General features: G+C 67.5%; 21 protein-coding genes. 15 read left to right on the top strand and 6 right to left on the bottom strand.

Annotation, left to right across the window (positions count from 1 at the left end; genetic code table 11):
- Positions 1–21: 21 nt before the first annotated feature.
- Complete coding sequence (locus KXV01_RS13385; RefSeq protein ID WP_069138112.1) at positions 22–1,698, bottom strand: electron transfer flavoprotein-ubiquinone oxidoreductase; 1,677 nt, start codon at positions 1,696–1,698, stop codon at positions 22–24.
- A gap of 257 nt (positions 1,699–1,955) precedes the next feature.
- On the opposite strand from KXV01_RS13385, the gene KXV01_RS13380 reads away from it, so the two are divergent.
- Positions 1,956–3,119 carry an acyl-CoA dehydrogenase family protein gene (locus KXV01_RS13380; protein ID WP_024956299.1) on the top strand — a complete coding sequence of 388 codons (1,164 nt, stop codon included), beginning with the start codon at positions 1,956–1,958 and terminating at the stop codon, positions 3,117–3,119.
- A gap of 406 nt (positions 3,120–3,525) precedes the next feature.
- On the opposite strand, the gene KXV01_RS13375 is transcribed toward KXV01_RS13380, so the two are convergent.
- Together KXV01_RS13375 and KXV01_RS13370 are read right to left on the bottom strand one after the other, a co-directional pair.
- A complete protein-coding gene (locus tag KXV01_RS13375; RefSeq protein ID WP_099496096.1) occupies positions 3,526–4,005 on the bottom strand; it encodes a tRNA (cytidine(34)-2'-O)-methyltransferase in 480 nt (159 codons plus the stop codon).
- Between the two features lie 69 nt (positions 4,006–4,074).
- The gene (locus KXV01_RS13370; RefSeq protein WP_049441064.1) at positions 4,075–4,551 is read right to left on the bottom strand and encodes a hypothetical protein; all 477 of its coding nucleotides are present in this window, start codon (positions 4,549–4,551) and stop codon (positions 4,075–4,077) included.
- Positions 4,552–4,967: 416 nt separating this feature from the next.
- Here KXV01_RS13370 and KXV01_RS13365 point away from each other — a divergent pair, with 416 nt between their 5' ends.
- The 4 genes from KXV01_RS13365 (at position 4,968) to KXV01_RS13350 (ending at position 10,453) form a co-directional block, all read left to right on the top strand.
- Positions 4,968–7,817, top strand: coding sequence for a pitrilysin family protein (locus KXV01_RS13365; protein WP_111096363.1), 2,850 nt, complete (start codon positions 4,968–4,970; stop codon positions 7,815–7,817).
- A 168-nt stretch (positions 7,818–7,985) separates the two neighbouring features.
- Entirely contained in the window at positions 7,986–8,303 is a 318-nt protein-coding gene (locus KXV01_RS13360; protein ID WP_111096364.1) for a DUF4156 domain-containing protein, read from the top strand.
- A gap of 102 nt (positions 8,304–8,405) precedes the next feature.
- A complete protein-coding gene (locus KXV01_RS13355) occupies positions 8,406–9,422 on the top strand; it encodes a 3-oxoacyl-ACP synthase III (protein WP_005420782.1) in 1,017 nt (338 codons plus the stop codon).
- Positions 9,423–9,562: 140 nt separating this feature from the next.
- A complete protein-coding gene (locus KXV01_RS13350; protein WP_049441068.1) occupies positions 9,563–10,453 on the top strand; it encodes an alpha/beta fold hydrolase in 891 nt (296 codons plus the stop codon).
- Between the two features lie 100 nt (positions 10,454–10,553).
- On the opposite strand, the gene KXV01_RS13345 is transcribed toward KXV01_RS13350, so the two are convergent.
- Positions 10,554–10,985, bottom strand: coding sequence for a YkgJ family cysteine cluster protein (locus KXV01_RS13345; protein WP_049416617.1), 432 nt, complete (start codon positions 10,983–10,985; stop codon positions 10,554–10,556).
- 104 nt (positions 10,986–11,089) lie between these two features.
- Here KXV01_RS13345 and oleC point away from each other — a divergent pair, with 104 nt between their 5' ends.
- The 3 genes from oleC (at position 11,090) to KXV01_RS13330 (ending at position 13,974) form a co-directional block, all read left to right on the top strand.
- Positions 11,090–12,748, top strand: a complete 1,659-nt coding sequence (gene oleC / locus KXV01_RS13340) for an olefin beta-lactone synthetase (RefSeq protein ID WP_049441070.1) — start codon at positions 11,090–11,092, stop codon at positions 12,746–12,748.
- Entirely contained in the window at positions 12,745–13,737 is a 993-nt protein-coding gene (gene oleD, locus KXV01_RS13335; protein WP_111096365.1) for a 2-alkyl-3-oxoalkanoate reductase, read from the top strand. Before oleC ends, oleD begins: the two co-directional genes overlap by 4 nt.
- 81 nt (positions 13,738–13,818) lie before the next feature.
- Positions 13,819–13,974: a DUF1328 domain-containing protein gene (locus tag KXV01_RS13330; RefSeq protein ID WP_005407633.1), complete on the top strand. Its 156-nt coding sequence runs from the start codon at positions 13,819–13,821 to the stop codon at positions 13,972–13,974.
- Between the two features lie 76 nt (positions 13,975–14,050).
- Here KXV01_RS13330 and ddlA read toward each other — a convergent pair whose 3' ends face one another.
- On the bottom strand, positions 14,051–15,145 hold the full coding sequence (gene ddlA / locus KXV01_RS13325; protein WP_111096371.1) for a D-alanine--D-alanine ligase: 1,095 nt from the start codon (positions 15,143–15,145) through the stop codon (positions 14,051–14,053).
- 409 nt (positions 15,146–15,554) lie between these two features.
- Between ddlA and KXV01_RS13320 the strand changes: the two genes are divergently transcribed.
- From KXV01_RS13320 to KXV01_RS13305, 4 genes are all read left to right on the top strand, one after another.
- Positions 15,555–16,190 carry an SCP2 sterol-binding domain-containing protein gene (locus tag KXV01_RS13320; protein ID WP_005420772.1) on the top strand — a complete coding sequence of 212 codons (636 nt, stop codon included), beginning with the start codon at positions 15,555–15,557 and terminating at the stop codon, positions 16,188–16,190.
- A complete protein-coding gene (gene ubiB, locus KXV01_RS13315; protein WP_061479344.1) occupies positions 16,187–17,842 on the top strand; it encodes a ubiquinone biosynthesis regulatory protein kinase UbiB in 1,656 nt (551 codons plus the stop codon). The genes KXV01_RS13320 and ubiB overlap by 4 nt, the downstream gene beginning before the upstream one ends.
- 32 nt (positions 17,843–17,874) lie before the next feature.
- Positions 17,875–18,426: an O-methyltransferase gene (locus tag KXV01_RS13310; RefSeq protein WP_164282726.1), complete on the top strand. Its 552-nt coding sequence runs from the start codon at positions 17,875–17,877 to the stop codon at positions 18,424–18,426.
- A gap of 131 nt (positions 18,427–18,557) precedes the next feature.
- Positions 18,558–19,301, top strand: a complete 744-nt coding sequence (locus KXV01_RS13305) for a pseudouridine synthase (protein WP_088496707.1) — start codon at positions 18,558–18,560, stop codon at positions 19,299–19,301.
- A gap of 75 nt (positions 19,302–19,376) precedes the next feature.
- On the opposite strand, the gene KXV01_RS13300 is transcribed toward KXV01_RS13305, so the two are convergent.
- On the bottom strand, positions 19,377–19,910 hold the full coding sequence (locus KXV01_RS13300) for a DUF2059 domain-containing protein (protein WP_005420757.1): 534 nt from the start codon (positions 19,908–19,910) through the stop codon (positions 19,377–19,379).
- A 133-nt stretch (positions 19,911–20,043) separates the two neighbouring features.
- Between KXV01_RS13300 and arfB the strand changes: the two genes are divergently transcribed.
- The 3 genes from arfB (at position 20,044) to dcp (ending at position 23,350) form a co-directional block, all read left to right on the top strand.
- Positions 20,044–20,475, top strand: coding sequence for an alternative ribosome rescue aminoacyl-tRNA hydrolase ArfB (arfB, locus tag KXV01_RS13295; RefSeq protein WP_111096367.1), 432 nt, complete (start codon positions 20,044–20,046; stop codon positions 20,473–20,475).
- 4 nt (positions 20,476–20,479) lie between these two features.
- Positions 20,480–21,082 carry a lysophospholipid acyltransferase family protein gene (locus KXV01_RS13290; RefSeq protein WP_049413619.1) on the top strand — a complete coding sequence of 201 codons (603 nt, stop codon included), beginning with the start codon at positions 20,480–20,482 and terminating at the stop codon, positions 21,080–21,082.
- Between the two features lie 111 nt (positions 21,083–21,193).
- Positions 21,194–23,350, top strand: coding sequence for a peptidyl-dipeptidase Dcp (gene dcp / locus KXV01_RS13285; RefSeq protein WP_049439148.1), 2,157 nt, complete (start codon positions 21,194–21,196; stop codon positions 23,348–23,350).
- Positions 23,351–23,461: the final 111 nt, after the last annotated feature.

Raw genomic sequence — 23,461 nt, 5'->3', positions numbered from 1 at the left:
CGCGGTCGCAGCCCGGGGCGATCACATGCCCGAGTAGTTCGGGCCGCCGCCGCCCTGCGGGGTCACCCAGACGATGTTCTGGGTCGGGTCCTTGATGTCGCAGGTCTTGCAGTGCACGCAGTTCTGCGCGTTGATCTGCAGGCGCGCGTTGTCGGCGTCGCCGACGAACTCGTACACGCCGGCCGGGCAGTAACGGGCTTCGGGACCGGCGTACTCGGCCAGATTCACCTTCACCGGAATGCTCGGATCCTTCAGCGTCAGGTGGCTGGGCTGGTTCTCGTCGTGGTTGGTGCTGCTCAGGAACACCGAGCTGAGACGATCGAAGGTCAGCACGCCATCGGGCTTGGGGTAGGCGATGCGGGTGTGCTGCGACGCCGGCTCCAGGCAGGCGTGGTCCGGCTGGGTGCGGTGCAGGGTCCACGGCGGGTTGCGCACGCCCAGCTTGGGCAGCAGCCACTGCTCCACGCCGGTCATCAGCGTGGCAACGGTCTGGCCCTTCTTGAACCACTGCTTGAAGTTCTTGGCCTGCTGCAGTTCGGTGAACAGCCAGCTGGCTTCGAACGCCTTCGGGTAGGCGCTCAGTTCATCGTGCTGGCGATCGGCGGCCAGCGCGTCGAACGCGGCGTCGGCGCACAGCATGCCGGTCTTGATCGCGGCATGGCTGCCCTTGATGCGGCTGGCGTTGAGGTAGCCGGCCTCGCAGCCGACCAGCGCGCCCCCGGGGAACACCGTCTTCGGAAGCGACAGCAGGCCGCCGGCGGTGATCGCACGGGCGCCGTAACCGATGCGGGTGCCGCCCTCCAGGTGCTTGCGGATGGAGGGATGGGTCTTGAAACGCTGGAACTCCTCGAACGGGCTCAGCCACGGGTTCTTGTAGTCCAGGCCGACCACGTAACCAATGGCGACCTTGCCGCCGTCGGCGTGGTACAGGAACGCGCCGCCGTAGGTGTCGCTGTCCAGCGGCCAGCCAGCCGCATGCACCACCAGGCCCGGCTCATGCCTGGCCGGGTCGATCTGCCACAGCTCCTTGATGCCGATGCCGTAGGCCTGCGGGTCCTTGCCTTCGTCCAGTTTGTAGCGGGCGATCAGCTGGCGGCCGAGGTGGCCGCGCGCACCTTCGGCGAAGATCGTGTACTTGGCGTGCAGCGCCATCCCACGCTCGAAGGCCGGACCGATGCTGCCGTCCTTCTCGATGCCCATGTCGCCGGTGGCCACGCCGATCACCTCGCCGTTGTCGCCGTACAGCACTTCTGCAGCGGCGAAGCCCGGGAAGATCGCAACCTCCAGCGCCTCGGCCTGCTGCGCCAGCCAGCGGGTCACTTCGCCCAGGCTGATGATGTAGTTGCCTTCGTTGTGGAAGCACTCCGGCAGCAGCGCGTTGGGGGTGCTGCGCGCGCCGGTCTCGCTGAGGAACAGGAATTCGTCGCGGGTCACCTTCTGCTTCAGCGGTGCGCCGCGCTCGGCCCAGTCCGGGAACAGCTCGGTCAGCGCGCGCGGATCCATCACCGCGCCGGACAGCACGTGCGCGCCCGGCTCGGAACCCTTCTCCAGCACGCATACCGACAGCTCGCGGCCGGCTTCGATCGCGCGCTGGCGCAGCCGGATCGCGGTGGCCAGGCCGGCGGGGCCGGCACCGACGATCACCACGTCGAATTCCATTACTTCACGCGGGGGCAGGGCGTTGGCTTCAGCGCTCATCGATTGCATGACTCGTGGGTAGGGCCGGCATCGGGGCCACCGGCGGTGCCTGGGAATCGCGCGTGCGGCCACGGGCGAAACGGTTGTTTGAATGTGTCAGGGTACCGGTACGCGCGTGATCGAGCTAGATCAGCGATGTTCACACCACGATTGCTGCATTGCAGCGTAGTGCTGCAGCTCTGGTGGGTGCCGACCTTGGTCGGCACGCTCTGCCCGGATGACCGACAATGGCCGGGTCCTGACTGCGCGTGAGTGCCATGGCTTTGCATCCGTACGATCTGTTCGATGTCCGTTCCCTGCTCAACGAGGAAGAGCGCGCAGTGCAGGAGAGCGTCGCCCGCTTCACCAACGAGCGCGTGCTGCCGATCATCGGCGATGCTTTCGACCAGGCCCGCTTCCCCGACGAACTGGTGCCGGAGATCGCCTCGTTGGGCCTGCTGGGCGCGACCCTGCCGACCGAGTACGGCGGCGGTGGTCTCGGCGCGGTCAGCTATGGCCTGATCTGCCAGGAGCTGGAGCGCGGCGATTCGGGCCTGCGCAGCTTCGTTTCGGTGCAGAGCTCGCTGTGCATGTATCCCATCTACGCGTACGGCAGCGAGGAACAGCGCCAGCAGTGGCTGCCGGCGATGGCACGCGGCGAACTGATCGGCTGCTTCGGCCTGACCGAGGCGCACGGTGGGTCCGACCCGGCCAGCATGAAGACCCGCGCGGTGCGCGACGGCAGCGACTGGCGCATCAGCGGCAGCAAGATGTGGATCACCAGCGGCCCGGTGGCCGACCTGGCCATCGTCTGGGCACAGACCGAGGACGGCATCCAGGGCTTCGTGCTGGAAAAGGGCATGGCCGGCTTCACGACGCAGGAGATCAAGCACAAGATGAGCCTGCGCGCGTCGCTGACCGGCGCGCTGTTCTTCGACGACGTGCGCGTACCCGACAGCCATCGCCTGCCGAACGTGAAGGGCCTGAAGGGGCCGCTGGGCTGCCTGACCCAGGCCCGTTACGGCATCAGCTGGGGGCCGATCGGTGCGGCGATTGCCTGCCTGGATGAAGCGCTGGGCTATGCCAAGGAGCGTGTGCTGTTTGGTCGTCCGCTGGCGGCCACGCAGAGCGCGCAGATCAAGCTGGCCGAGATGGCCCGCCGCATCACCACCGCGCAGTTGCTGGCGCTGCAGCTGGGCCGGCTGAAGGAAGCCGGCCAGCTGCAACCGCAGCAGGTCAGCCTGGCCAAATGGAACAACTGCCGCATGGCGATCGACATCGCCCGCGAGTGTCGCGATCTGCTGGGTGGGGCTGGGATCACCACCGAGCACGTGGCGATCCGACACGCGCTGAACCTGGAATCGGTGATCACCTACGAGGGCACCGAGACCGTGCACCAGCTGGTGATCGGCCGCGAACTGACCGGCATCAACGCGTTCTGAGTGCACCGGTAGTGCCGGCCGCTGGCCAGCGCGAAGTGGTAGTGCCGGCCGCTGGCCGGCATTGCCCAGCAGCGTATTCGCAGGCGAGCGATCGGTGTACCGAACCGCGCACCGGACCGCGATGGATTCAAGGATAGCCTGTACCGCGCGGCTGTTGGGTCCGCCTTGAAGCGAGCCGAGCACCGCAGGTCCGGCGGGGGCGAAGAGGCGCGGGTGTCTGAGCGCAGCGAGTTCCGCGCCGTCCCCCGGCGGGCCGAGGAGCGCAGGGTACCGGTGCGCAGCACCAGCTCGCAGACGGCGGCGCGTTTCTTTTGGTTACTTTTCTTTCCGCGCGGAAAGAAAAGTAACGCCCATGAACGCATGCGCCCGCCACAGCAACAATCAGGCAGAAGAGAGGCGCGTGGCGCTACGCGCCGCCGGCAAACCCATGCTGCCGCCACGCCTCGTACATCACCACGGCAACGGTGTTGGAAAGATTGAGGCTGCGGTTGCCCGGCCGCATCGGCAGGCGCAGGCGGCGGCCGTCGGGCAGGGCATCGAGCACCTCCTGCGGCAGGCCGCGGCTTTCCGGGCCGAACAGGAACGCATCGCCCTCTTCAAAGGCCACGCTGTCGTAGCGCACGCTGGCGCGCGTACTGAGTGCGAACAACCGGATCGGTGCGATCCGCGCCAGTGCGGTGTCCAGGTCGGGGTGCACCTGCAGGCGCGAGTACTCGTGGTAGTCCAGGCCGGCGCGCTTGAGCTGCTTGTCTTCCAGTGCGAAGCCGAGCGGCTCGACCAGGTGCAGTTGCGCGCCGGTGTTGGCGCAGAGCCGGATCACATTGCCCGTGTTGGGCGGGATTTCCGGTTGGAACAGGATCACGTGGAACGGGGGCGCGGCATTCATCGGCGCAGTGTACCTGCGACGACCGCCGCCTTTACGGCGCACGCCCTGCTCGGGGCAGGGCGGCACCGGTTACGGGCGCAGCAGGACCTGGGCGGTTTCGGTGGCCAGGGCCTGCAGATCGGCGGCGCTCGGACGCACCTGCAGGGCCGGCAGGTTGACGATGACCGAGTGGGCGACGTTGGTCGCGGCCGCAGCCAGAGTGGCGGCGTAGCGCTGGGCTTCCAGTTCGGCGGCCAGGGCGACGCGCTGTTCCAGGCTTGGGCGCACTTCCACCGAGGCCAGCGTGGTGATCGGCAGCGCGGCGGCAACCGGGGCGGCGACGTAGCCGTTGCGCTCGGCCAGCTGGTCGGCGCTCGGGCGCACTTCCACGGTGGCCAGGGTCGGGATGCCGCTGGCCTGTTCCCAGGCCTGCTGGGCCAGCTGGTCGGCGGCCGGGCGAACCTGCACGGTGGACAGGGTCTTGATGGATTCGGAGGCCTGCACCGACGAAACAACCGCGGTGCCGGCGATCAGGGCGATGGCGATGGCAATGGTCTTGGCGTTCATGACGGGGCCTGTTTAGTGTTGGTGAGCAGTGGTGTGGTAGTAAGGTAGTACACCAGTTCTGGGCATGCAAGAGAAATTTTCGATTTCCTGCATTTGTTCAGTCTCCAGTCAGCTTTTGCCTGAAGCCCTTCTTGGCGCAGGAAGTACCAAGCAATCCGCGTGCCAACTTTTAGTTATTGATTTGCAAGGCTTTTGTGTGGTCCCGAAAGTGTCCGCTGGGCGGACACCTGTCCATTCGATAAGCCGCGGACACTGTCCGGACGCCTTCAGCCGGCGTCTGTGACGTTTCAAGAGCGCCCGTGGGCGTCGGGCTCGATGGCCATCTGGGCAAACACCCCCAGTGACTGGCGACCGATTCCTGCCGCCGCGTGCGCAGGCTAGGATCGGGGTTCACCTATGTGACCAAGGATCCGGATATGTCTCTCGCCCTTCGCCCGCGCACCGCATTGCTGGCCGTCGCCCTCAGCACCGCCCTGGGCACGCTTGCTCCTACCTCCGCGCTTGCCGCCAGGCCCGCGGCACCGGCCAAGGTCGATATCCCGTACGAGCAGTTCACCCTGCCCAACGGCCTGCGCGTGATCGTGCATACCGATCGCAAGGCGCCGATCGTCGCGGTCAACGTCTGGTACCACGTGGGCAGCAAGGACGAGCCGGCTGGTCGTACCGGCTTCGCGCACCTGTTCGAACACCTGATGTTCCAGGGCAGCGAAAACCACGACGGCGAATTCTTCGAACCGTTCAAGCAGGTCGGTGCCACCAACCAGAACGGCACCACCAACACCGATCGCACCAATTACTTCGAGAACGTGCCGACCACCGCGCTGGACATGGCGCTGTGGATGGAATCGGACCGCATGGGCCATCTGGTCGGTGCGATCGACCAGGCCGCGCTGGACGAGCAGCGTGGCGTGGTACAGAACGAGAAGCGCCAGGGCGAGAACCAGCCCTACGGCCAGGCCTGGGACCAGCTCAACAAGGCGCTGTACCCGGTGGGCCACCCGTACCACCACGGCGTGATCGGGTCGATGAACGATCTGAACGCGGCGTCGCTGGATGACGTGAAGACCTGGTTCCGTACCTGGTACGGCCCGAACAACGCGGTGCTGGTGCTGGCCGGCGACATCGACCTGGCCACCGCCAAGGAAAAGGTCGCCAAGTACTTCGGCAGCATCCCGGCCGGCCCGACCATGGCGCAGCCGGCGGTGAACGTGGCCAAACGCAGTGCCGACACGCGCGAGACGATGACCGACAAGGTGCCGCAGGCGCGCATCTACCGTGCCTGGAACGTACCGCAGGTCGGCACCACCGAGGTCGATCAGCTGCAGTTGTTCGCGCAGGTGCTGGGCGGTGCCAAGTCTTCGCGCCTGAGCCAGCGCCTGCAGCACCAGGACAAGCTGGTGGACAGCATCGCGTCGGGCCTGTCGACTTCGCAGCTGGGCTCGAACTTCGTGATCATGGCCACGGTCAAGCAGGGCCAGGACCCGGCCAAGGTCGAGAAGATCATCGACGAGGAACTGGACCGGCTGATCAAGCAGGGCCCGACCGCGGCCGAACTGGAGCGCGCCAAGACCGGTGCCCGCGCCGGTTTCATCCGCGGCATCGAGCGCATCGGTGGCTTCGGCGGCAAGGCCGATGCACTGGCCGAGTGCGCGGTGTTCACCGGCGACCCGGGCTGCTTCCGCACCTCGCTGGCCAACATCGAGAAGGCCAGTGCTGCTGATCTGAGCCGGCTGGGCGCGCAGTGGCTGGACAAGGGCAGCCACACCCTGGTGATCGCACCGGGTGAGCGCGTGGCGCTGAAGGAAGACCCGAGCCAGGCGCCGAAGCCGTTCACTGTGCCGGCGGTGGACCCGAAGTACAGCACCCTGCCCGAGCAGGTCGACCGCAAGGCCGGCGTGCCGCAGACCCGCGAGTTCCCGCAGCTGAAGTTCCCGGCGCTGCAGCGCGCCACGCTGAAGAACGGCACCGAGGTGATCCTGGCCGAGCGCCACGAGATTCCGGTGGTGCAGTTCAGCTACCAGTTCCCGGGCGGCTTCAGCGCCGACCAGGGCCGCAAGCCGGGCACCGCCAACTTCACCATGAGCCTGATGACCGAAGGCGCCGGCAAGCTGGGCTCGCTGGCCTTCGCCGACGCCGCAGATGCGCTGGGCGCCAGCCTGGATGCCTCGGCCGGCCTGGACTCGATGAGCGTGGAGCTGTCGGCGCTGAAGGAAAACCTGGTGCCGTCGCTGGCGCTGTACCGCGACCTGCTGCGCGAGCCGCGCTTCGAGCAGGGCGAGATCGACCGGGTCAAGGCGAGCTGGATCGCGGGCATCCAGCAGGAGAAGGTCAACCCGGGTGCGGTGGCGATGCGCGTGCTGCCCCCGCTGCTGTACGGCAAGGGCCACCCGTATGCCATTCCGTTTACCGGTAGCGGTGACGAGGCGGCGATCAACGGCCTGACCCGCGAGGACCTGGTCGACTTCCACCACGACTGGCTGCGCCCGCAGAACGGCACTTTGATCGTCGTCGGCGACACCACCCTGGCCGAGATCGTGCCGCTGCTGGACAAGCAGCTGGGCGATTGGAAGGCCAGTGGCGAGGCCCCGCAGGTGAAGGCGGCCACCGACGTTGCGCTGCCGAAAGGCCCGCGCGTCTTCCTGATCGACCAGCCGGGCGCGGTACAGGCCAACCTGTTCGCCGGCCAGGTGGTGGCACCTTCCAGTGCCACCAGCTCGACCCGCTTCGACATCGCCAACGGCGTGATCGGTGGCGACTTCACCTCGCGTCTGAACATGAACCTGCGCGAGGACAAGCACTGGTCGTACGGTGCGCGCAGCAGCGCGGTCAATTCGGTGGGCCAGCGCCCGTGGATGGCCAGCGCGCCGGTGCAGATCGACAAGACCGGCCCGGCACTGGCGGAAATGCGCAAGGAAATCGCCGCGTTCGCCGATGGCAGCAAGCCGGCCACCGCTGCCGAGGTCAACCGCATCCGCAACATCCAGACCCTGAGCCTGCCCGGTGCCTACGAGACCGCCAGTGCGGTGGCGTCGACCATCGGTTCGATCGTGCAGTTCAAGCGCCCGGACGATTACGTGCTGCGGCGCAAGGCCGAGATCGAAGCGATGACCCCGGCGCAGGTGCAGCAGGCCGCCGCCGAGATCAAGCCGCAGGCCCTGACCTGGGTGGTGGTGGGTGACCTCAAGCAGACCGAAGCGGCCGTGCGTGCGCTGAACCTGGGCGAGGTGACGGTGATCGACGCCGAAGGCAACCCGGTCAAGAAATAAGGCACGACCGGCCCGCCCTGTGGCGGGCCGGCTCCCCCGGTAGTGCCGGCCGCTGGCCGGCAACCCTGAAGGGGTCAGAGCCCCCTGCGGGGGATCCGCTCCCCACCGGCTACCCCCGATTCAGGCTGTTCAGGCAGAATCCCCCCCATACCCTTCCAGGATCTGCCCATGCGCGTTCTGCTGCTTTCCTCCCTGCTGCTCACCGTCACCGCCTGTACCTGGGTGCCGATCGAACCGGCCGGCAAGGCGACCCGCGTGCTGCCGGCGGGCCCGGTTCCAGCCGGCTGCATCGCCAAGGGCGAGGTGGTGGTCACCGTGAAGAGCAAGGTCGGCTTCTACAACCGCAACCCGCTGCGGGTGCAGGAAGAGCTGGAAACCCTGGCCCGCAACGAGGCCCCGAGCGCCGACGCCAATGCCGTCCAGGCCGCTGCGGCCCCCGCCGATGGCAGCCAGCGCTTCGCCGCGTTCCAGTGCCCGCCGCGCTGAACGCTTCACCATACGGCCGAGGCTGAATTCGTAAAGATGCGGTGAAAGCCCGGGGGTTATAGAATAGCGCCCCCTTTTGCCTGAGCCTTGGCGCTAACCTCGATGCTCTTCAAGAATGTCTCGATCGCCGGCCTGGCACACGTCGACGCACCGCATACGCTGACGACCAAGGAAATCAACGAACGCCTGCAGCCGACGTTGGATCGCCTGGGTATCCGCACCGATGTGCTCGGCGACATCGCCGGCATCCACGCCCGCCGCCTGTGGGACAACGGCGTGCTGGCGTCGGACGCCGCCACCATGGCCGGCCGCAAGGCACTGGAAGACGCGGGCATCACCGCGACCCAGGTCGGCCTGCTGGTCAACACCTCGGTCAGCCGCGACTACCTGGAGCCGTCCACGGCCTCGATCGTGTCGGGCAACCTCGGTGTCAGCGACGAATGCATGACCTTCGACGTCGCCAATGCCTGCCTGGCCTTCATCAACGGCATGGACATCGCGGCGCGCATGATCGAGCGCGGTGATATCGACTACGCGCTGGTGGTGGACGGCGAGACCGCCAACCTGGTGTACGAGAAGACCCTGGAGCGCATGACCGCCCCGGACGTCACCGCCGACGACTTCCGCAACGAGCTGGCCGCGCTGACCACCGGGTCGGGCGCCGCCGCGATGGTGATGGCGCGCGCGGAGCTGGTGCCGGACGCGCCGCGCTACAAGGGCGGCGTGACCCGCTCGGCCACCGAGTGGAACCAGCTGTGCCTGGGCAACCTGGACCGCATGGTCACCGACACCCGCCTGTTGCTGATCGAAGGCATCAAGCTGGCGCAGAAGACCTTCAGCGCCGCCAAGATCGCACTCGGCTGGGCCGTGGAGGAGCTGGACCAGTTCGTGATCCACCAGGTCAGCCAGCCGCACACCGCCGCGTTCATCAAGAACTTCGGCATCGACCCGAAGAAGGTCATGACCATCTTCGGCGAGCACGGCAACATCGGCCCGGCCTCGGTGCCGATCGTGCTGAGCAAGCTCAAGCAGCTGGGCAAGCTGAAGAAGGGCGATCGCATCGCGCTTCTGGGTATTGGCTCGGGCCTGAACTGCTCGATGGCTGAAGTGGTCTGGTAAGCAGCCCGTTGCCCGACCTCCTGTAGAGCCGAGCCATGCTCGGCTCACGCGCGCAGCGCGGCTCTTCCGCAGCGGACCGGAGAGCAGCCGAGCAACGGCTCGGCTCTACATTGCGCCGCGACTCTCCTTAGGTGCTCCGCATGCGCGATCTTCCCGGTTACCCCGCCCACCCGCAGCGCTTCGAGGTCCGCCCCGGCCTGTCGATGAACTATCTCGACGAGGGCCCGCGCGATGGCGAGGTGGTGGTGATGGTGCACGGCAACCCGTCGTGGAGCTACTACTGGCGCACGCTGGTAGCCGGCCTGTCGGACAGGTACCGGTGCATCGTGCCGGACCACATCGGCATGGGCCTGTCGGACAAGCCCGATGACAGCCGCTATGAGTACACGCTGCAGTCGCGCGTGGACGATCTTGATGCGCTGCTGAAGCATCTGGGCATCACCGGCCCGGTGACCCTGGCCGTGCACGACTGGGGCGGCATGATCGGCTTCGGCTGGGCGCTGTCGCACCACGACCAGGTGAAGCGCCTGGTCGTGCTCAACACCGCTGCGTTCCCGATGCCGGCGGCGAAGAAGATGCCGTGGCAGATCGCGCTCGGCCGCCACTGGAAGATCGGCGAGTGGATCATCCGCAGCTTCAACGCATTCTCGTCCGGCGCCTCGTGGCTGGGCGTGGAGCGCAGGATGCCGGCCGACGTCCGCCGCGCCTATGTGTCGCCGTACAACAGCTGGGCCAACCGCATCAGCACCATCCGCTTCATGCAGGACATCCCGCTGTCGCCGGCCGACAAGGCCTGGTCGCTGCTGGAGCGCGCCGGCAAGGCGCTGCCGTCGTTCACCGACCGCCCGGCCTTCCTCGGCTGGGGCCTGCGCGACTTCGTGTTCGACCATCATTTCCTGAAGGGTTTCCAGGCCGCACTGCCGCAGGCCCAGGTGCATGCCTTCGAGGACGCCGGCCACTATGTGCTGGAAGACAAGCATGAAGTGCTGGTGCCGGAGATCCGCGCGTTCCTGGACGCCAACCCGATCTGATCGGTTCCCGGGCCGGATTCCGGTAGTGCCGGCCGCTGGCCGGCAACCTCATGAACCCGGCGGGCATAGCGCGCTTGCCGGCCAGCGGCCGGCACTACCATTACGCCGCGACCGGCGCCTGCGGGGGCGAGGACGGGCTGTTGCCGTTGTCGTCCGGGTGATCGTCGTCGTTGTCGGCGTCATCGCGCCACCGCCAGTCGGCCGGCGTCAGCGGATCCAGGCCATAGGCGATGCGCGCCTTGTCGCACTGCGGGCTGGCCTTTCCGTACTCCCACGATGCATCCACCTCACGGCACACGCTGGGCCGGTTGGGGTGGATGGTGCAGCGCGAGTAAACGCCGATCTGCGCATCCAGCGCCACGCAGCGCACCGGCCTGGAGTGGGTGCCGCGCATGCACAGGCGATGCGGGTCCAGCACCTCGGTGAGCTGGTGCGGCACGCCGCCGGGGGTGACCTCGTCCGATTCCATCCAGTGGAAGGCCACGCGGTATTGGGTGCAGCAGGCGCCGCAGGTCATGCAGGGATGTTGCATGGGCAAGCCGCCTCGGGCGGCAGTCGGAATCAGGAACGAGGGAGCGGATTTTCCACGAAGTGGGCCGCCGCGCAAGAAATTCCGTAAGCGGCGACAATGAACGGATGAACCGACCCTGCAACATTGCCGCGCGCCTGCCTGAACTGGCGCGTGAACGTCCCGATCAGATCGCCATCCGCTGCCCGGGCCGCCGCGGCGCCGGCAACGGCATGGCCGCCTACGATGTCACCCTCGATTACCGCCAGCTGGACGCCCGCAGTGATGCCATGGCCGCCGGCCTGGCCGGCTACGGGATCGGCCGTGGCGTGCGCACGGTGGTGATGGTGCGGCCTTCTCCGGAGTTCTTCCTGCTGATGTTCGCGCTGTTCAAGCTGGGCGCAGTGCCGGTGCTGGTCGATCCGGGCATCGACCGGCGCGCGCTGAAGCAATGCCTGGACGAAGCCCAGCCGCAGGCCTTCATCGGCATTCCGCTGGCGCATGTGGCGCGGCTGGTGCTGCGCTGGGCGCCGTCGGCCACCCGGCTGGTGACGGTCGGCCGCCGCCTCGGCTGGGGCGGTACCAGCCTGGCCGCGCTGGAACGTGCCGGTGCCAAGGGGGGGCCGATGCTGGCCGACACCGATGGCGAGGACATGGCCGCGATCCTGTTCACCAGTGGCTCCACCGGCGTGCCCAAGGGCGTGGTCTACCGCCACCGCCACTTCGTCGGCCAGATCCAGCTGTTGGGCAGTGCCTTCGGCATGGAAGCGGGTGGGGTGGACCTGCCGACCTTCCCGCCGTTCGCGCTGTTCGACCCGGCGTTGGGCCTGACCTCGGTCATCCCGGACATGGACCCGACGCGGCCGGCGCAGGCCGACCCGGGACGCCTGCACGATGCCATCCAGCGCTTCGGGGTGACCCAGCTGTTCGGCTCGCCAGCCCTGATGCGGGTGCTGGCCCGGCACGGGCGGCCACTGCCGACGGTGACCCGGGTGACCTCGGCCGGGGCACCGGTGCCGCCGGATGTGGTCGCCACCATCCGCAGCCTGCTGCCGGCCGATGCGCAGTTCTGGACCCCCTATGGCGCCACCGAATGCCTGCCGGTGGCGGTGGTCGAAGGCCGCGAACTGGAGCGCACCCGCGCGGCGACCGAGGCCGGTGCCGGCACCTGCGTGGGCAGCGTGGTGGCCCCCAACGAGGTGCGCATCATCGCCATCGACGACGCACCGCTGCCGGACTGGTCGCAGGCGCGCGTGCTGGCGGTGGGTGAAGTGGGGGAAATCACCGTGGCCGGGCCGACCGCCACTGACAGCTACTTCAACCGCCCGCAGGCCACGGCGGCGGCGAAGATCCGCGAGACGCTGGACGACGGCAGCACGCGCATCGTCCACCGCATGGGCGATGTGGGCTACTTCGACGCGCAGGGCCGCCTGTGGTTCTGCGGGCGCAAGACCCAGCGCGTGGAAACCGCGCGCGGGCCGCTGTACACCGAGCAGGTCGAGCCGGTGTTCAACACCGTGGCCGGCGTGGCGCGCACGGCACTGGTCGGCGTCGGCGCCGCCGGCGCGCAGGTGCCGGTGCTGTGCGTGGAACTGCAGCGCGGCCAGTCCGACAGCCCGGCGCTGCAGGAAGCGCTGCGTGCACATGCCGCCGCCCGCTTGCCGGAGGCCGGCCTGCAGCACTTCCTGGTGCATCCGGCGTTCCCCGTCGATATCCGTCACAACGCCAAGATCGGCCGCGAAAAGCTCGCCGTCTGGGCCAGCGCCGAACTGGAGAAGCGCGCATGAAGATCCTGGTCACCGGCGGTGGTGGTTTCCTTGGTCAGGCGCTGTGCCGTGGCCTGGTCGAGCGTGGCCACCAGGTGCTGGCGTTCAACCGCAGTCATTACCCGGCGCTGCAGGCCATGGGCGTGGGCCAGATCCGCGGTGATCTGGCCGATGCGCAGGCGGTGCTGCATGCGGTGGCTGGCGTCGATGCGGTGTTCCACAACGGCGCCAAGGCCGGGGCGTGGGGCAGCTATGACAGCTACCACCAGGCCAACGTGGTCGGCACCGACAATGTCATTGCGGCATGCCGCGCGCACGGCATCAACCGGCTGGTCTACACCTCAACGCCCAGCGTGACCCACCGCGCCACGCATCCGGTGGAAGGCCTGGGGGCCGACGAGGTGCCGTACGGCGAGGACTTCCAGGCACCGTATGCGGCGACCAAGGCGATCGCCGAACAGCGCGTGCTGGCCGCCAACGATCCGTCGCTGGCGACGGTGGCACTGCGCCCGCGCCTGATCTGGGGCCCGGGTGACCAGCAGCTGGTGCCACGCCTGGCCGAGCGTGCACGGCAGGGCCGCCTGCGCTTGGTCGGCGACGGCAACAACAAGGTCGATACCACCTACATCGACAACGCCGCGCTCGCGCATTTCCTCGCTTTCGAGGCACTGGCGCCGGGTGCAGCGTGTGCGGGCAAGGCCTACTTCATTTCCAACGGCGAACCGCTGCCCATGCGCGAACTGGTCAACCAGCTGCTGGCCGCTGTTGGCGCGCCGACGGTGGACAAGGCGATCAGTTTCAAGACCGCCTATCGCATCGGCGCGGTCTGCGAACGGCTGTGGCCGCTGCTGCGCCTGCGTGGCGAGCCGCCGCTGACCCGCTTCCTGGCCGAACAGCTGTGCACGCCGCACTGGTACAGCATGGAACCGGCGCGCCGTGACTTCGGCTACGTGCCGCAGGTCAGCATCGAAGAGGGTCTGCGCAGGCTGAAGGCTTCATCTGCTGCATAGATCGCCATCACTGGTTGCACACCGCAGGATCGGGAGGATGGACCCACGCCATCCAAGGCTCGACCACCCGCGAGGAGCGCCATGCTGCACTACGCCATCATCTTCTTTGTCATCGCCATCATCGCCGCCGTTCTGGGTTTCTCCGGAATTGCCGGCGCCGCAACCAACATTGCCTGGATCCTGTTCGTGGTGTTCCTGATCCTTGCGGTGATCTCGATGTTCCGCAAGCGCGGCTAGCCGGTAGTGCCGGCCGCTGGCCGGCATCGCTTTCCGCAGAGTCGAGCCATGCTCGACTCTGCGGGCGATCACGACGTTACACAGCGCTCTGCAGCCCGCGATCGGCCTCATGGCGCTCCAGCGCCAGTTCGATCAGGCGCGTGATCAAGGTCGTGTAGTCGACACCGCTGGCGCCCCACAGCTTCGGATACATGCTGATGCGGGTGAATCCGGGCAGGGTATTGATCTCGTTGATGATGATCTCTCCGCCTGCGGTGAGGAACACATCCACCCGCGCCATGCCGGCACACTCCAGCGCCTGGTAGGCCTGCAGCGCGATCTGCTGGATGCGTGCCTGGGTGCCGGCATCGATATCGGCCGGTACCACCACCTCGGCACCATCCTCGTTGATGTACTTGGTGTCATAGGCGTAGAACTCGTCGTGCACCACCACCTCGCCGCACAGGCTGGCCTGCGGATGTTCGTTGCCCAGCACCGCGCACTCGATCTCGCGGCCGATCACCGCCGATTCCACCAGCACCTTGTGGTCGTAGCGCAGCGCCATTGCCAGCGCTTCGGCAAAGCCCGCCGCATCCTTGACCTTGCCCACGCCTACCGACGAGCCCTGGTTGGCCGGCTTCACGAACAGCGGCAGGCCAAGCTGGGCGATCACCGCATCGACATCCACTTCCGCCACCTGGTGGCGGCGGATGCACAGCCACGGCGCCACCTGCAGCCCGGCGTCGCGCAGCAGACGCTTGGTCACGTCCTTGTCCATCGCCACTGCCGAGCCCAGTACCGGCGAACCGACGAAGGGCAGGTTGGCCATGCGCAGCAGCCCCTGCAGCGCACCGTCCTCGCCCAACGGTCCGTGCACGATCGGCAGCACCACATCGATCTGGCCGAGCGCGCTGGCCGCATCGCACGGCTGCAGCTGCCCCTGCTCGGCGCCCGGGCGCACCGCCAGCGACGTGCCGGACCGATGCAGCGCGATGCGCGCGGGATCTTCGGCATTGATCAGGAACGTCTCCGGCTGGCTCAGGTGCCACTGCCCCTGCTTGTCGATGCCGACCAGCACCGGCTCGAAGCGGTCGCGATCGAGCGCATCGAGGATGTTCTTCGCCGACTGCAGCGAAACTTCGTGCTCGGAAGACTTGCCCCCGAAAATGATGCCGACCCGGGTCCGTGCCATGGGGAATGCGATGTCCTGTGCGTTGCGTGGCCTCATAGCATGAACCTTCATCGGCCCTTCGCGTGAGGCACAGATGAACCGGATATCCATCCACGCATGGCGTGGATCTGCCGTGTCGACCAAGGTCGACACCCACCAACAGCAACACAGAACGCCGTCCCGACAGATCGCAGCAAGTTGTCGAAGGCGGGGTGGGTCCGGTTGCGGGGGCGTGAGCGCCATGGATGGCGCGACCGAGCTTGCATGGACGTACTTGCAGCGTCCCCCGCAACCGGACCCATCCCGCCAACCCACGGAATGCCCGCTGTTGCTGTTGGGGTTGAGGTTTGCCGGCCAGCGGCCGGCACTACCGCGGGTGCCGGGCGGCAGCCCGGCCCAAGCCCCCCACCCACGCAGGTAGAATGCGCCCATGGCTCTTTCCCTGCTCAAGTCCCTCAAGCCGGTCGCTGGCCGCGCCCTGCAGATCGCCCTGAACCGCGCGCTGGCGCTGGATCCGGATACCCGCCATGCCCTGGCCAGCCTCGATGGCCGGCACATCGACCTGACCCTGGAAGCGCCGTCGCTGGCGATGCGCATCAGCGTCGACGGCGACCAGCTGCGGGTCGGCCCGGTGGATGCGCAGGAAGCCGACCTGGCCGTGCGCAGCAGCCTGGCCGGCGTGCTGGCGCAGCTGCCGCTGCTGGCCAACGCACGGCGCGGCGAGTCCAACAACAAGGGCCGTGTACGCGTGGCCGGTGACGCCGAACTGGCGCGACGCCTCCAGCAACTGGCCAAGGGCTTCGATCCGGACTGGCAGCAGCCCTTCGTCAGCGTATTCGGCGAGGTACTGGGCGTGCAGGTTGCCAACACCCTGCGCAGCGCCCTGCAGCATGCGCGCCAGGGTGCGATCGACCTGGCCCACAGCGCCGCCGAATTCATCACCGAGGAGTCGCGCGACGTGGTGCCGCGTGCCGAGCTGGATGCCTTCCACGATGACGTGGACGTGCTGCGTGATGACGTCGAGCGTCTCGGCGCGCGCGTGCAGCGCCTGCGGGGTGCCGCATGAAGGCCGTGCTGCGGGCGAGCCGCATCGGCCGGGTGATCCTGCGTTACCGCCTTGACGACCTGCTGCAGGGCACGCCGGCCGAGCGTTGGCTGCGTCTGGCCAAGCCGTTCGTGCCGCGTGCCTCGGCCGACATCGCCGCACAGTCGCGCGGTGCGCGCCTGCGGCTGGCGCTGCAGGATCTCGGCCCGATCTTCGTCAAATTCGGCCAGATCCTCTCCACACGCCGCGACCTGGTGCCGCCGGATGTGGCCAACGAGCTGACCCTGCTGCAGGACCGGGTCAAGCCGTTCGACGGCGATACCGCGCGCCGGATTGTCGAGGAAGCGCTTGGCCTGCCGGTCAGCGAGGCGTTCGCCAGCTTCGATACCGAACCACTGGCGTCGGCTTCGATCGCGCAGGTGCATGCGGCCACGCTGGCCGATGGCCGCCAGGTGGTGGTCAAGGTGCTGCGCCCCGGCATCGAGAAGCAGATCGATGCCGATATCGCCCTGCTCAACTCGCTGGCCGCGCTGGTCGAGCGTACCCATCCGCGTGCCGACAAGATCCGACCGCGCGAAGTGGTGGCCGAAGTCGAGAACACCTTGGCCGCCGAGCTGGACCTGCAGCGCGAAGGCGCCAATGCCAGCGTGCTGCGCCGCTTCTGGGAGAACAGCGACGACCTGTACGTGCCGGAAGTGATCTGGAGCCATACCGCCGAGCGCGCGCTGACCCTGGAGCGCGTGTGGGGCATCCCGTCCGACGACATCGCTGCGCTCGACAAGGCGGGCATCGACCGCAAAGCACTGGCCGCCAAGGGCGTGCGGGTCTTCTACACCCAGGTGTTCCGCGACAACTTCTTCCATGCCGATGCGCACGCCGGCAACATCTGGGTCGACACCGATCCGGCCCGCCGCGCCAACCCGCGATTCATCGCGCTGGACTTCGGCATCATGGGCCAGCTGTCGCAGGAGGATCAGTACTACCTGGCCGAGAACTTCATGGCCATCTTCAACCGCGACTACCGCCGCATCGCCGAACTGCATGTGCAGGCGCGCTGGATGCCGGACAACGTGCGCATCGATGATCTGGAAGCGGCCGTGCGTTCGGTGTGCGAGCCGTACTTCACCCGTCCGCTGTCGCAGATCTCGCTGGCCGAAGTGCTGATGAAGCTGTTCCGCGTGGCGCAGCGCTACCAGCTGACCCTGCAGCCGCAGCTGATCCTGCTGCAGAAGACCCTGCTGAACATCGAAGGTGTCGGCCGCCAGCTGGATCCGCAGATCGATATCTGGGCGGTGGCCAAGCCGGTGCTGGCGAAGATCCTGCGCGAGCGCTACAGCCCACGCCGGGTCGTGCGCGAGATCGGCAAGCGGTTGCCGGAAATCATGACCCACGCACCGGACATGCCGCGCCTCGTACACGCCTGGCTGACCCAGCAGGTGGAGGGGCGCCACGAGCTGGCGATGCGCTCGCGCGATCTGGTTGCGCTGGATGCCAGCGTGCAGCGCCTGCAGAAGCGCGCGGTCGGCGCGATCACCGGCGTCGGCCTGCTGGCCATCGCCGCGCTGATGTACGTGCTGCAGCCGCCGGGCTGGTACTGGGGCGACCTGCCGATGTGGAGCTGGGTGTCCGGTGCCGTCGGCGCGCTGGCGCTGGCGCGCGCGTGGTGGAGATAGACCCGGTGCTGCAGACGCTGAAGAACGAACTGATGCACTTCGGTGCTGAAAACGACGCGCATGAAACCGAGCGCGCTCGGCGCATGCTCAACATCACGCCGGATACCGGTGAATTCCTGTCGGTGCTGGTGCGTTTCGGCAGCGCACGCCGGGTACTGGAAATCGGCACCTCCAATGGCTACTCCACGCTGTGGCTGGCCGAAGCCGCCGCCGCCATCGACGGCCACGTGACCACGCTGGAAGTCGCCGAGGACAAGGTGGCGATGGCGCGATCCACGTTCGCGCGCAGCGGCTTGGCCGCGCACATCACGCTGGTGCATGGCGATGCCGGGCAGTGGTTGGCAGAGGCCGGCGAAGGCTGCATCGACCTGCTGTTCCTCGATTCGGACCGCGGGCAGTACGCCGGCTGGTGGCCGCAACTGCGCCGCGTGCTGCGGCCAGGAGGCCTGCTGGTGGTGGACAACGCCACGTCGCACGCGGAAGAGATGGAACCCTTGTGCCTGCTGCTGGATGCCGATCCGGACTTCAGCACCAGCGTGGTGCCGGTGGGCAACGGCGAACTGCTGGCCGTGCGCAACGCCTGATTGCCACGCTGCCCGCGCGTGATCCGGTAGTGCCGGCTGCTGGCCGGCAGCCGCCGCAATCCAACTGCCCGGAGGCAGCCGGCCAGCGGCCGGCTCTACCCCATTCAGTGCCCAGCCACGATAATCCCGCGGTGAGTACCGAACCTGACACCCTCGCCGCGGTCGAGACTGAAACCGCGCCCCTGCAGCTGCTGCACCTGGATGAGCGCCTGGCCGTGGTCAACAAGCCTGCCGGGCTGATGGTCCACGACAGCAAGCTGGCCCGTGGCGAAGATGATTTCCTGGCCGACCGCCTGCGTGAGCAGCTGGGGCGGCCGATCTTCCTCGTGCACCGCCTGGACCGGGCCACCAGTGGCTGCCTGCTGCTGGCCTTCGACCGCGAAACCGCCAGTTCGCTGGGCAAGGCACTGATGGGTGGCGAAGTGGCCAAGGACTACCTGACGGTCTGCCGAGGCTGGCCTGCCGAGCTGTCCTGGCGGGTGGACCATGATTTGGATGGCGGGCCGGGCAAGCCGGTGAAGAAGCCGGCGATCACCGATTTCCAGCGCCTGGCCACTGGCGAGCTGTCGGTGCCGGTGGGCGAATTCAGCAGCTCGCGCTACGCGCTGCTGCGCTGCCAGCCGCAGACCGGGCGCTTCCGGCAGATCCGCCGTCACCTCAAGCACCTCTCGCATCACATGATCGGCGATACCAGCCACGGCGATGGGCGCCACAACCGCGTCTTCCGCATGCAGGGCGTGCACCGCATGCTGCTGCACGCCGAGCGCCTGCGTTTTCCGCATCCGGAGGGCGGCAACGTGGATGTCAGTGCGCCGCTGGACCGCCAGTTCCAGAAGGCACTGGACCTGTTCGGCTGGCAGGTGGACGCAGTTTGACGGTAGTGCCGGCCGCTGGCCGGCAGCTGCGTGATTCCAGGTGTACTGGGGAGCCGGCCAGCGGCCGGCACTACCTCATTCTCGTTTCTTTTCCGGCTCGTTGACGATCGCTTCCAGGTCTTTCTGCAGGTCCGCAAACAGCGGCTGCATGCGCGCCTGGATGGCCACCATCACGTTCTGCATCAGTGCCGGGGTCTTGTCCAGCAGGCTCTGGCCTGCCGCGCTCTCGTAGAACTCGGCCATCGCCAGCACGTCTTCCTTGCTGAACGTCTTCTTGTACAGGTCCACGTACATCGGCCGCAGCTGCTGCCACGACATGGCCTGGCGCAGGGTCTGGCTGGTCCGCGCCTGGATCCGCTTCAGCTGTTCCTGCTGCTGGGCGGTGAGCTGGCGCTGCGCGGCCACCTGCTGGAACTGCTGCTGCTGCATGGCTTCGATCTGCGGCACCATGGTGTCGATCATGCTCTGCGCGCGCGAGGCCGACAGCAGGCGGTTGATGTCGCCGTCGGTCGGCGGGGCGGCCAGTGCCGGGACGCTGGCCGTGGCCAGTGCCAGCAGCAGGGCGGCGCGGCGCAGCAGGGACGGCAGGGCGGGTGCGAAGCGGGTCATGCGGGCTTCCTGCGGTACATGGGACCGCCAGCATACCTGCAGCCCAGGCGAAGGCGGCGTGTTCGGCGCCTGATCGGCGGCATACGGGGCGCGATGGCGCACTCCACCACGTGGCTGCCGCTACAATGCGCGGATGGGCAGTGGACCGGTCACCATCAGCGCGCAGCTTGAAATCCCCGACGGCGAGATCGTCGAGCGGTTCGTGCGCGCCAGTGGCGCCGGCGGCCAGAACGTCAACAAGGTGTCCACTGCGGTGGAACTGCGTTTCGACGTGGCCAACTCGCCCTCGTTGCCCGAACCGTTGCGCGCGCGGCTGTTGGCGCGGCGTGACCGGCGCATGACCGGCGAAGGCGTGCTGGTCATCCACGCGCAACGTTTCCGCACCCAGGATCGCAATCGCGAGGATGCGCGCGAGCGGCTGGCGGCCTTCATCCAGGCCGGGCTGAGCGTGCCCAAACCGCGCAAGGCCACCAAGCCGACCCTCGGGTCGAAACTGCGTCGTCTGGACGCCAAACGCGGGCGCGCGCAGATCAAGCGCGGGCGCTCATCACGTGACTGGGAGTGATTGCTTGAACAACCCGACTTCGTTGCTGCCGGCCGTCCCGCCGCAGATGCCGCAGGTCAAACCCAACGCCTTCCTGCGCTGGCTGGCGCGCTGCACCCTGCGCATGGGGGGCTGGAAGGTGACCGGCACCCTGCCTGACATCCCCAGGCTGGTCTTCATCATCGCCCCGCATTCGTCCAACTGGGACGGGCTGTGGGGCATGGCGGCGAAGATCGCGCTCGGCATGAAGGTGAAGGTGCTGGGCAAGGCGTCGCTGTTCTGGTGGCCGCTGGGCCCGTTGCTGCACCGGCTGGGCGTGATTCCGCTCGATCGCAGCTCGCCACAGGGCACGGTGGGCCAGGCGGTGGACCTGCTGCGCAACAACGAGAAGATGTGGTTCGCCATCACCCCCGAGGGCACCCGCAAGGCGGTGAAGGACTGGAAGGCCGGCTTCCTGAAGATCGCCCGGATGGCCGACGTGCCGATCCTGACTGCGTATTTCCACTATCCGGAAAAGACCATCGGCATCGGTCCGTTGTTCACCCCGAGCGGCGACGATGTGGCCGACATGGCTGCCATCCGCGAGTTCTACCGGCCCTGGATCGGCAAGACCCGCGGCACGGTCTGAGCCGGCCGCAGGCCGCCGCATAGACGCCACGTCCGGCACATGCCGGGCGAGCGCGACAGGAGTAGGGTGGAGGGCTGGTATCCATACCGTCTGCCCAAGGAGCGTTTTTACATGTCGCGTACCGTAGTCCTGGCCGCCGCCATCAGCCTGGCGCTGGCGGCCTGTTCCGGCAAGGAGTCCACCCCCGTGTCCGATGCCCAGAAGACCCCGGCCCAGCAGCCGGCCGAAGCCTCCACCAATCCGCTGCTGAGTGCCAGCACGCTGCCGTTCCAGGCCCCGCCGTTCGACAAGATCAAGGACAGCGACTACCTGCCGGCGTTCGAAGAAGGCATGCGCCAGCACCTGGCCGACGTGCGCAAGATCGCCGACAGCAGCGAGCCGGCCACCTTCGACAACACCATCGTGGCGATGGAGCGCAGCGGCGAGACCCTGACCCGCGTGTCGCGCATCTTCTTTGGTCTGGTCCAGGCCGACACCAACGATGCGCGCCAGAAGATCCAGGAAGAAGTGGCGCCGAAGCTGGCCGCGCACCAGGATGAGATCAACCTCGATCCGAAGCTGTTCGCGCGCGTGAAGTCGCTGTACGACCAGCGTGACACGCTGGAGCTGGACCCGGTGCAGAAGCGCCTGGTCGAGCACTATTACGATGGCCTGGTGCGCGCCGGTGCGCAGCTGTCCGACGCCGACAAGGCGACCCTGCGCAAGCTCAACGTGGAAGAGACCACCCTCTCCACCCAGTTCCATACCCGCCTGGTGGCCGCCACCGCCGCTGCGGCCGTCGTCGTCGACGACAAGGCCAAGCTGGCCGGCCTGGACGAGGGCGCAATCAACAACGCCGCGGCCGCCGCCAGGGAACGCAAGCTGGACGGAAAGTTCCTGCTGCCGCTGCAGAACACCACCCAGCAGCCGGTGCTCGGCTCGCTGAGCGATCGCGACCAGCGCGCCGCCGTGCTGAAGGCCTCGGAGACCCGCGCCGAGCGCGGCGATGCCAACGACACCCGACAGACCGTGCAGCGCCTGGCCCAGCTGCGTGCGCAGAAGGCCAAGCTGCTCGGCTTCGACACCTTCGCCGACTACCAGCTGGGCGACCAGATGGCCAAGACCCCGGCTGCCGCGCTCAAGCTGCTGACCGACACCGTGCCGGCCGCCACCGCGAAGGCCCGTGCCGAAGCCGGTGAGATCCAGAAGGTGATCGACGCGCAGAAGGGCGGATTCCAGGTCGCCGCTTCGGACTGGGACTTCTACGCCGAGCAGGTGCGCAAGGCCAAGTACGATCTGGACGAGTCGCAGATCAAGCCGTACTTCGAACTGGACAACGTGCTGCAGAACGGCGTCTTCTACGCTGCCACCCAGCTGTACGGCATCACCTTCAAGCCGCGCACCGACATTCCGACCTACAACCCGGACATGAAGGTGTACGAAGTGTTCGACAAGGACGGCACCTCGCTGGCCCTGTTCTACACCGACTACTTCAAGCGTGACAGCAAGTCCGGCGGCGCCTGGATGGACGTGTTCGTCGAACAGGACGGCCTGACCGGTGCCAAGCCGGTGGTCTACAACGTCTGCAACTTCACCAAGCCGGCTGCCGGCCAGCCGGCGCTGATCAGCTTCGACGACGTCACCACGATGTTCCATGAGTTCGGCCATGCACTGCACGGCATGTTCTCGAACGTGAAGTACCCGTCGATCGCCGGCACCGCCACCTCGCGTGACTTCGTCGAGTTCCCGTCGCAGTTCAACGAGCACTGGGCGCTGGACCCGAAGGTGTTCGCCAACTACGCCAAGCACTACAAGACCGGCGAGGCGATGCCGCAGGAACTGGTCGACAAGATCCTCAAGGCGCGCAGCTTCAACCAGGGCTATGCGACCACCGAGTACCTGTCGGCCGCGCTGCTGGATCTGGCCTGGCATACGCAGAAGGCCGACGCACCGCTGCAGGATGTCGGCGCCTTTGAGGCCAGCGCGCTGAAGAAGTTCAAGGTCGACCTGCCACAGGTGCCGCCGCGTTACCGCACCACCTACTTCGACCATATCTGGGGTGGTGGTTACTCGGCCGGTTACTACGCCTACTTCTGGGCCGAAGTGCTGGACCATGACGCCTACCAGTGGTTCACCGAACACGGTGGGCTGACGGCGGCCAACGGCCAGGAGTTCCGCGACAAGATCCTCTCGCGCGGCAACAGTGTGGAGCTGTCGACCCTGTACCGCGATTTCCGCGGCAAGGACCCGTCGGTGGAACCGCTGCTGAAGTTCCGCGGGCTGAAGTGAGAAACAGAAAACGGCGGGGGCAACCCCGCCGTTTCTCTTTCTGTAGAGCCAAGCCCACGCTCGGCTGATGGCTCCTGGAAAGGCAGCCGAGCATGGGCTCGGCTCTACACA

It is taken from the genome of Stenotrophomonas sp. Ps181, assembly GCF_025697425.1.
In the GTDB taxonomy this organism is placed as follows: Bacteria; Pseudomonadota; Gammaproteobacteria; order Xanthomonadales; family Xanthomonadaceae; genus Stenotrophomonas; species Stenotrophomonas sepilia.
This window is presented reverse-complemented; position numbering and strand designations above follow the sequence as displayed.

What these genes read in the sequence shown, in the direction of transcription:
- KXV01_RS13385 (WP_069138112.1), bottom strand. Translation starts at nt 1,698, where the DNA reads ATGAGCGCTGAAGCCAACGCCCTGCCCCCGCGTGAAGTAATGGAATTC.
- KXV01_RS13380 (WP_024956299.1), top strand. Translation starts at nt 1,956, where the DNA reads ATGGCTTTGCATCCGTACGATCTGTTCGATGTCCGTTCCCTGCTCAAC.
- KXV01_RS13375 (WP_099496096.1), bottom strand. Translation starts at nt 4,005, where the DNA reads ATGAATGCCGCGCCCCCGTTCCACGTGATCCTGTTCCAACCGGAAATC.
- KXV01_RS13370 (WP_049441064.1), bottom strand. Translation starts at nt 4,551, where the DNA reads ATGAACGCCAAGACCATTGCCATCGCCATCGCCCTGATCGCCGGCACC.
- KXV01_RS13365 (WP_111096363.1), top strand. Translation starts at nt 4,968, where the DNA reads ATGTCTCTCGCCCTTCGCCCGCGCACCGCATTGCTGGCCGTCGCCCTC.
- KXV01_RS13360 (WP_111096364.1), top strand. Translation starts at nt 7,986, where the DNA reads ATGCGCGTTCTGCTGCTTTCCTCCCTGCTGCTCACCGTCACCGCCTGT.
- KXV01_RS13355 (WP_005420782.1), top strand. Translation starts at nt 8,406, where the DNA reads ATGCTCTTCAAGAATGTCTCGATCGCCGGCCTGGCACACGTCGACGCA.
- KXV01_RS13350 (WP_049441068.1), top strand. Translation starts at nt 9,563, where the DNA reads ATGCGCGATCTTCCCGGTTACCCCGCCCACCCGCAGCGCTTCGAGGTC.
- KXV01_RS13345 (WP_049416617.1), bottom strand. Translation starts at nt 10,985, where the DNA reads ATGCAACATCCCTGCATGACCTGCGGCGCCTGCTGCACCCAATACCGC.
- oleC (WP_049441070.1), top strand. Translation starts at nt 11,090, where the DNA reads ATGAACCGACCCTGCAACATTGCCGCGCGCCTGCCTGAACTGGCGCGT.
- oleD (WP_111096365.1), top strand. Translation starts at nt 12,745, where the DNA reads ATGAAGATCCTGGTCACCGGCGGTGGTGGTTTCCTTGGTCAGGCGCTG.
- KXV01_RS13330 (WP_005407633.1), top strand. Translation starts at nt 13,819, where the DNA reads ATGCTGCACTACGCCATCATCTTCTTTGTCATCGCCATCATCGCCGCC.
- ddlA (WP_111096371.1), bottom strand. Translation starts at nt 15,145, where the DNA reads ATGGCACGGACCCGGGTCGGCATCATTTTCGGGGGCAAGTCTTCCGAG.
- KXV01_RS13320 (WP_005420772.1), top strand. Translation starts at nt 15,555, where the DNA reads ATGGCTCTTTCCCTGCTCAAGTCCCTCAAGCCGGTCGCTGGCCGCGCC.
- ubiB (WP_061479344.1), top strand. Translation starts at nt 16,187, where the DNA reads ATGAAGGCCGTGCTGCGGGCGAGCCGCATCGGCCGGGTGATCCTGCGT.
- KXV01_RS13310 (WP_164282726.1), top strand. Translation starts at nt 17,875, where the DNA reads ATGCACTTCGGTGCTGAAAACGACGCGCATGAAACCGAGCGCGCTCGG.
- KXV01_RS13300 (WP_005420757.1), bottom strand. Translation starts at nt 19,910, where the DNA reads ATGACCCGCTTCGCACCCGCCCTGCCGTCCCTGCTGCGCCGCGCCGCC.
- arfB (WP_111096367.1), top strand. Translation starts at nt 20,044, where the DNA reads ATGGGCAGTGGACCGGTCACCATCAGCGCGCAGCTTGAAATCCCCGAC.
- dcp (WP_049439148.1), top strand. Translation starts at nt 21,194, where the DNA reads ATGTCGCGTACCGTAGTCCTGGCCGCCGCCATCAGCCTGGCGCTGGCG.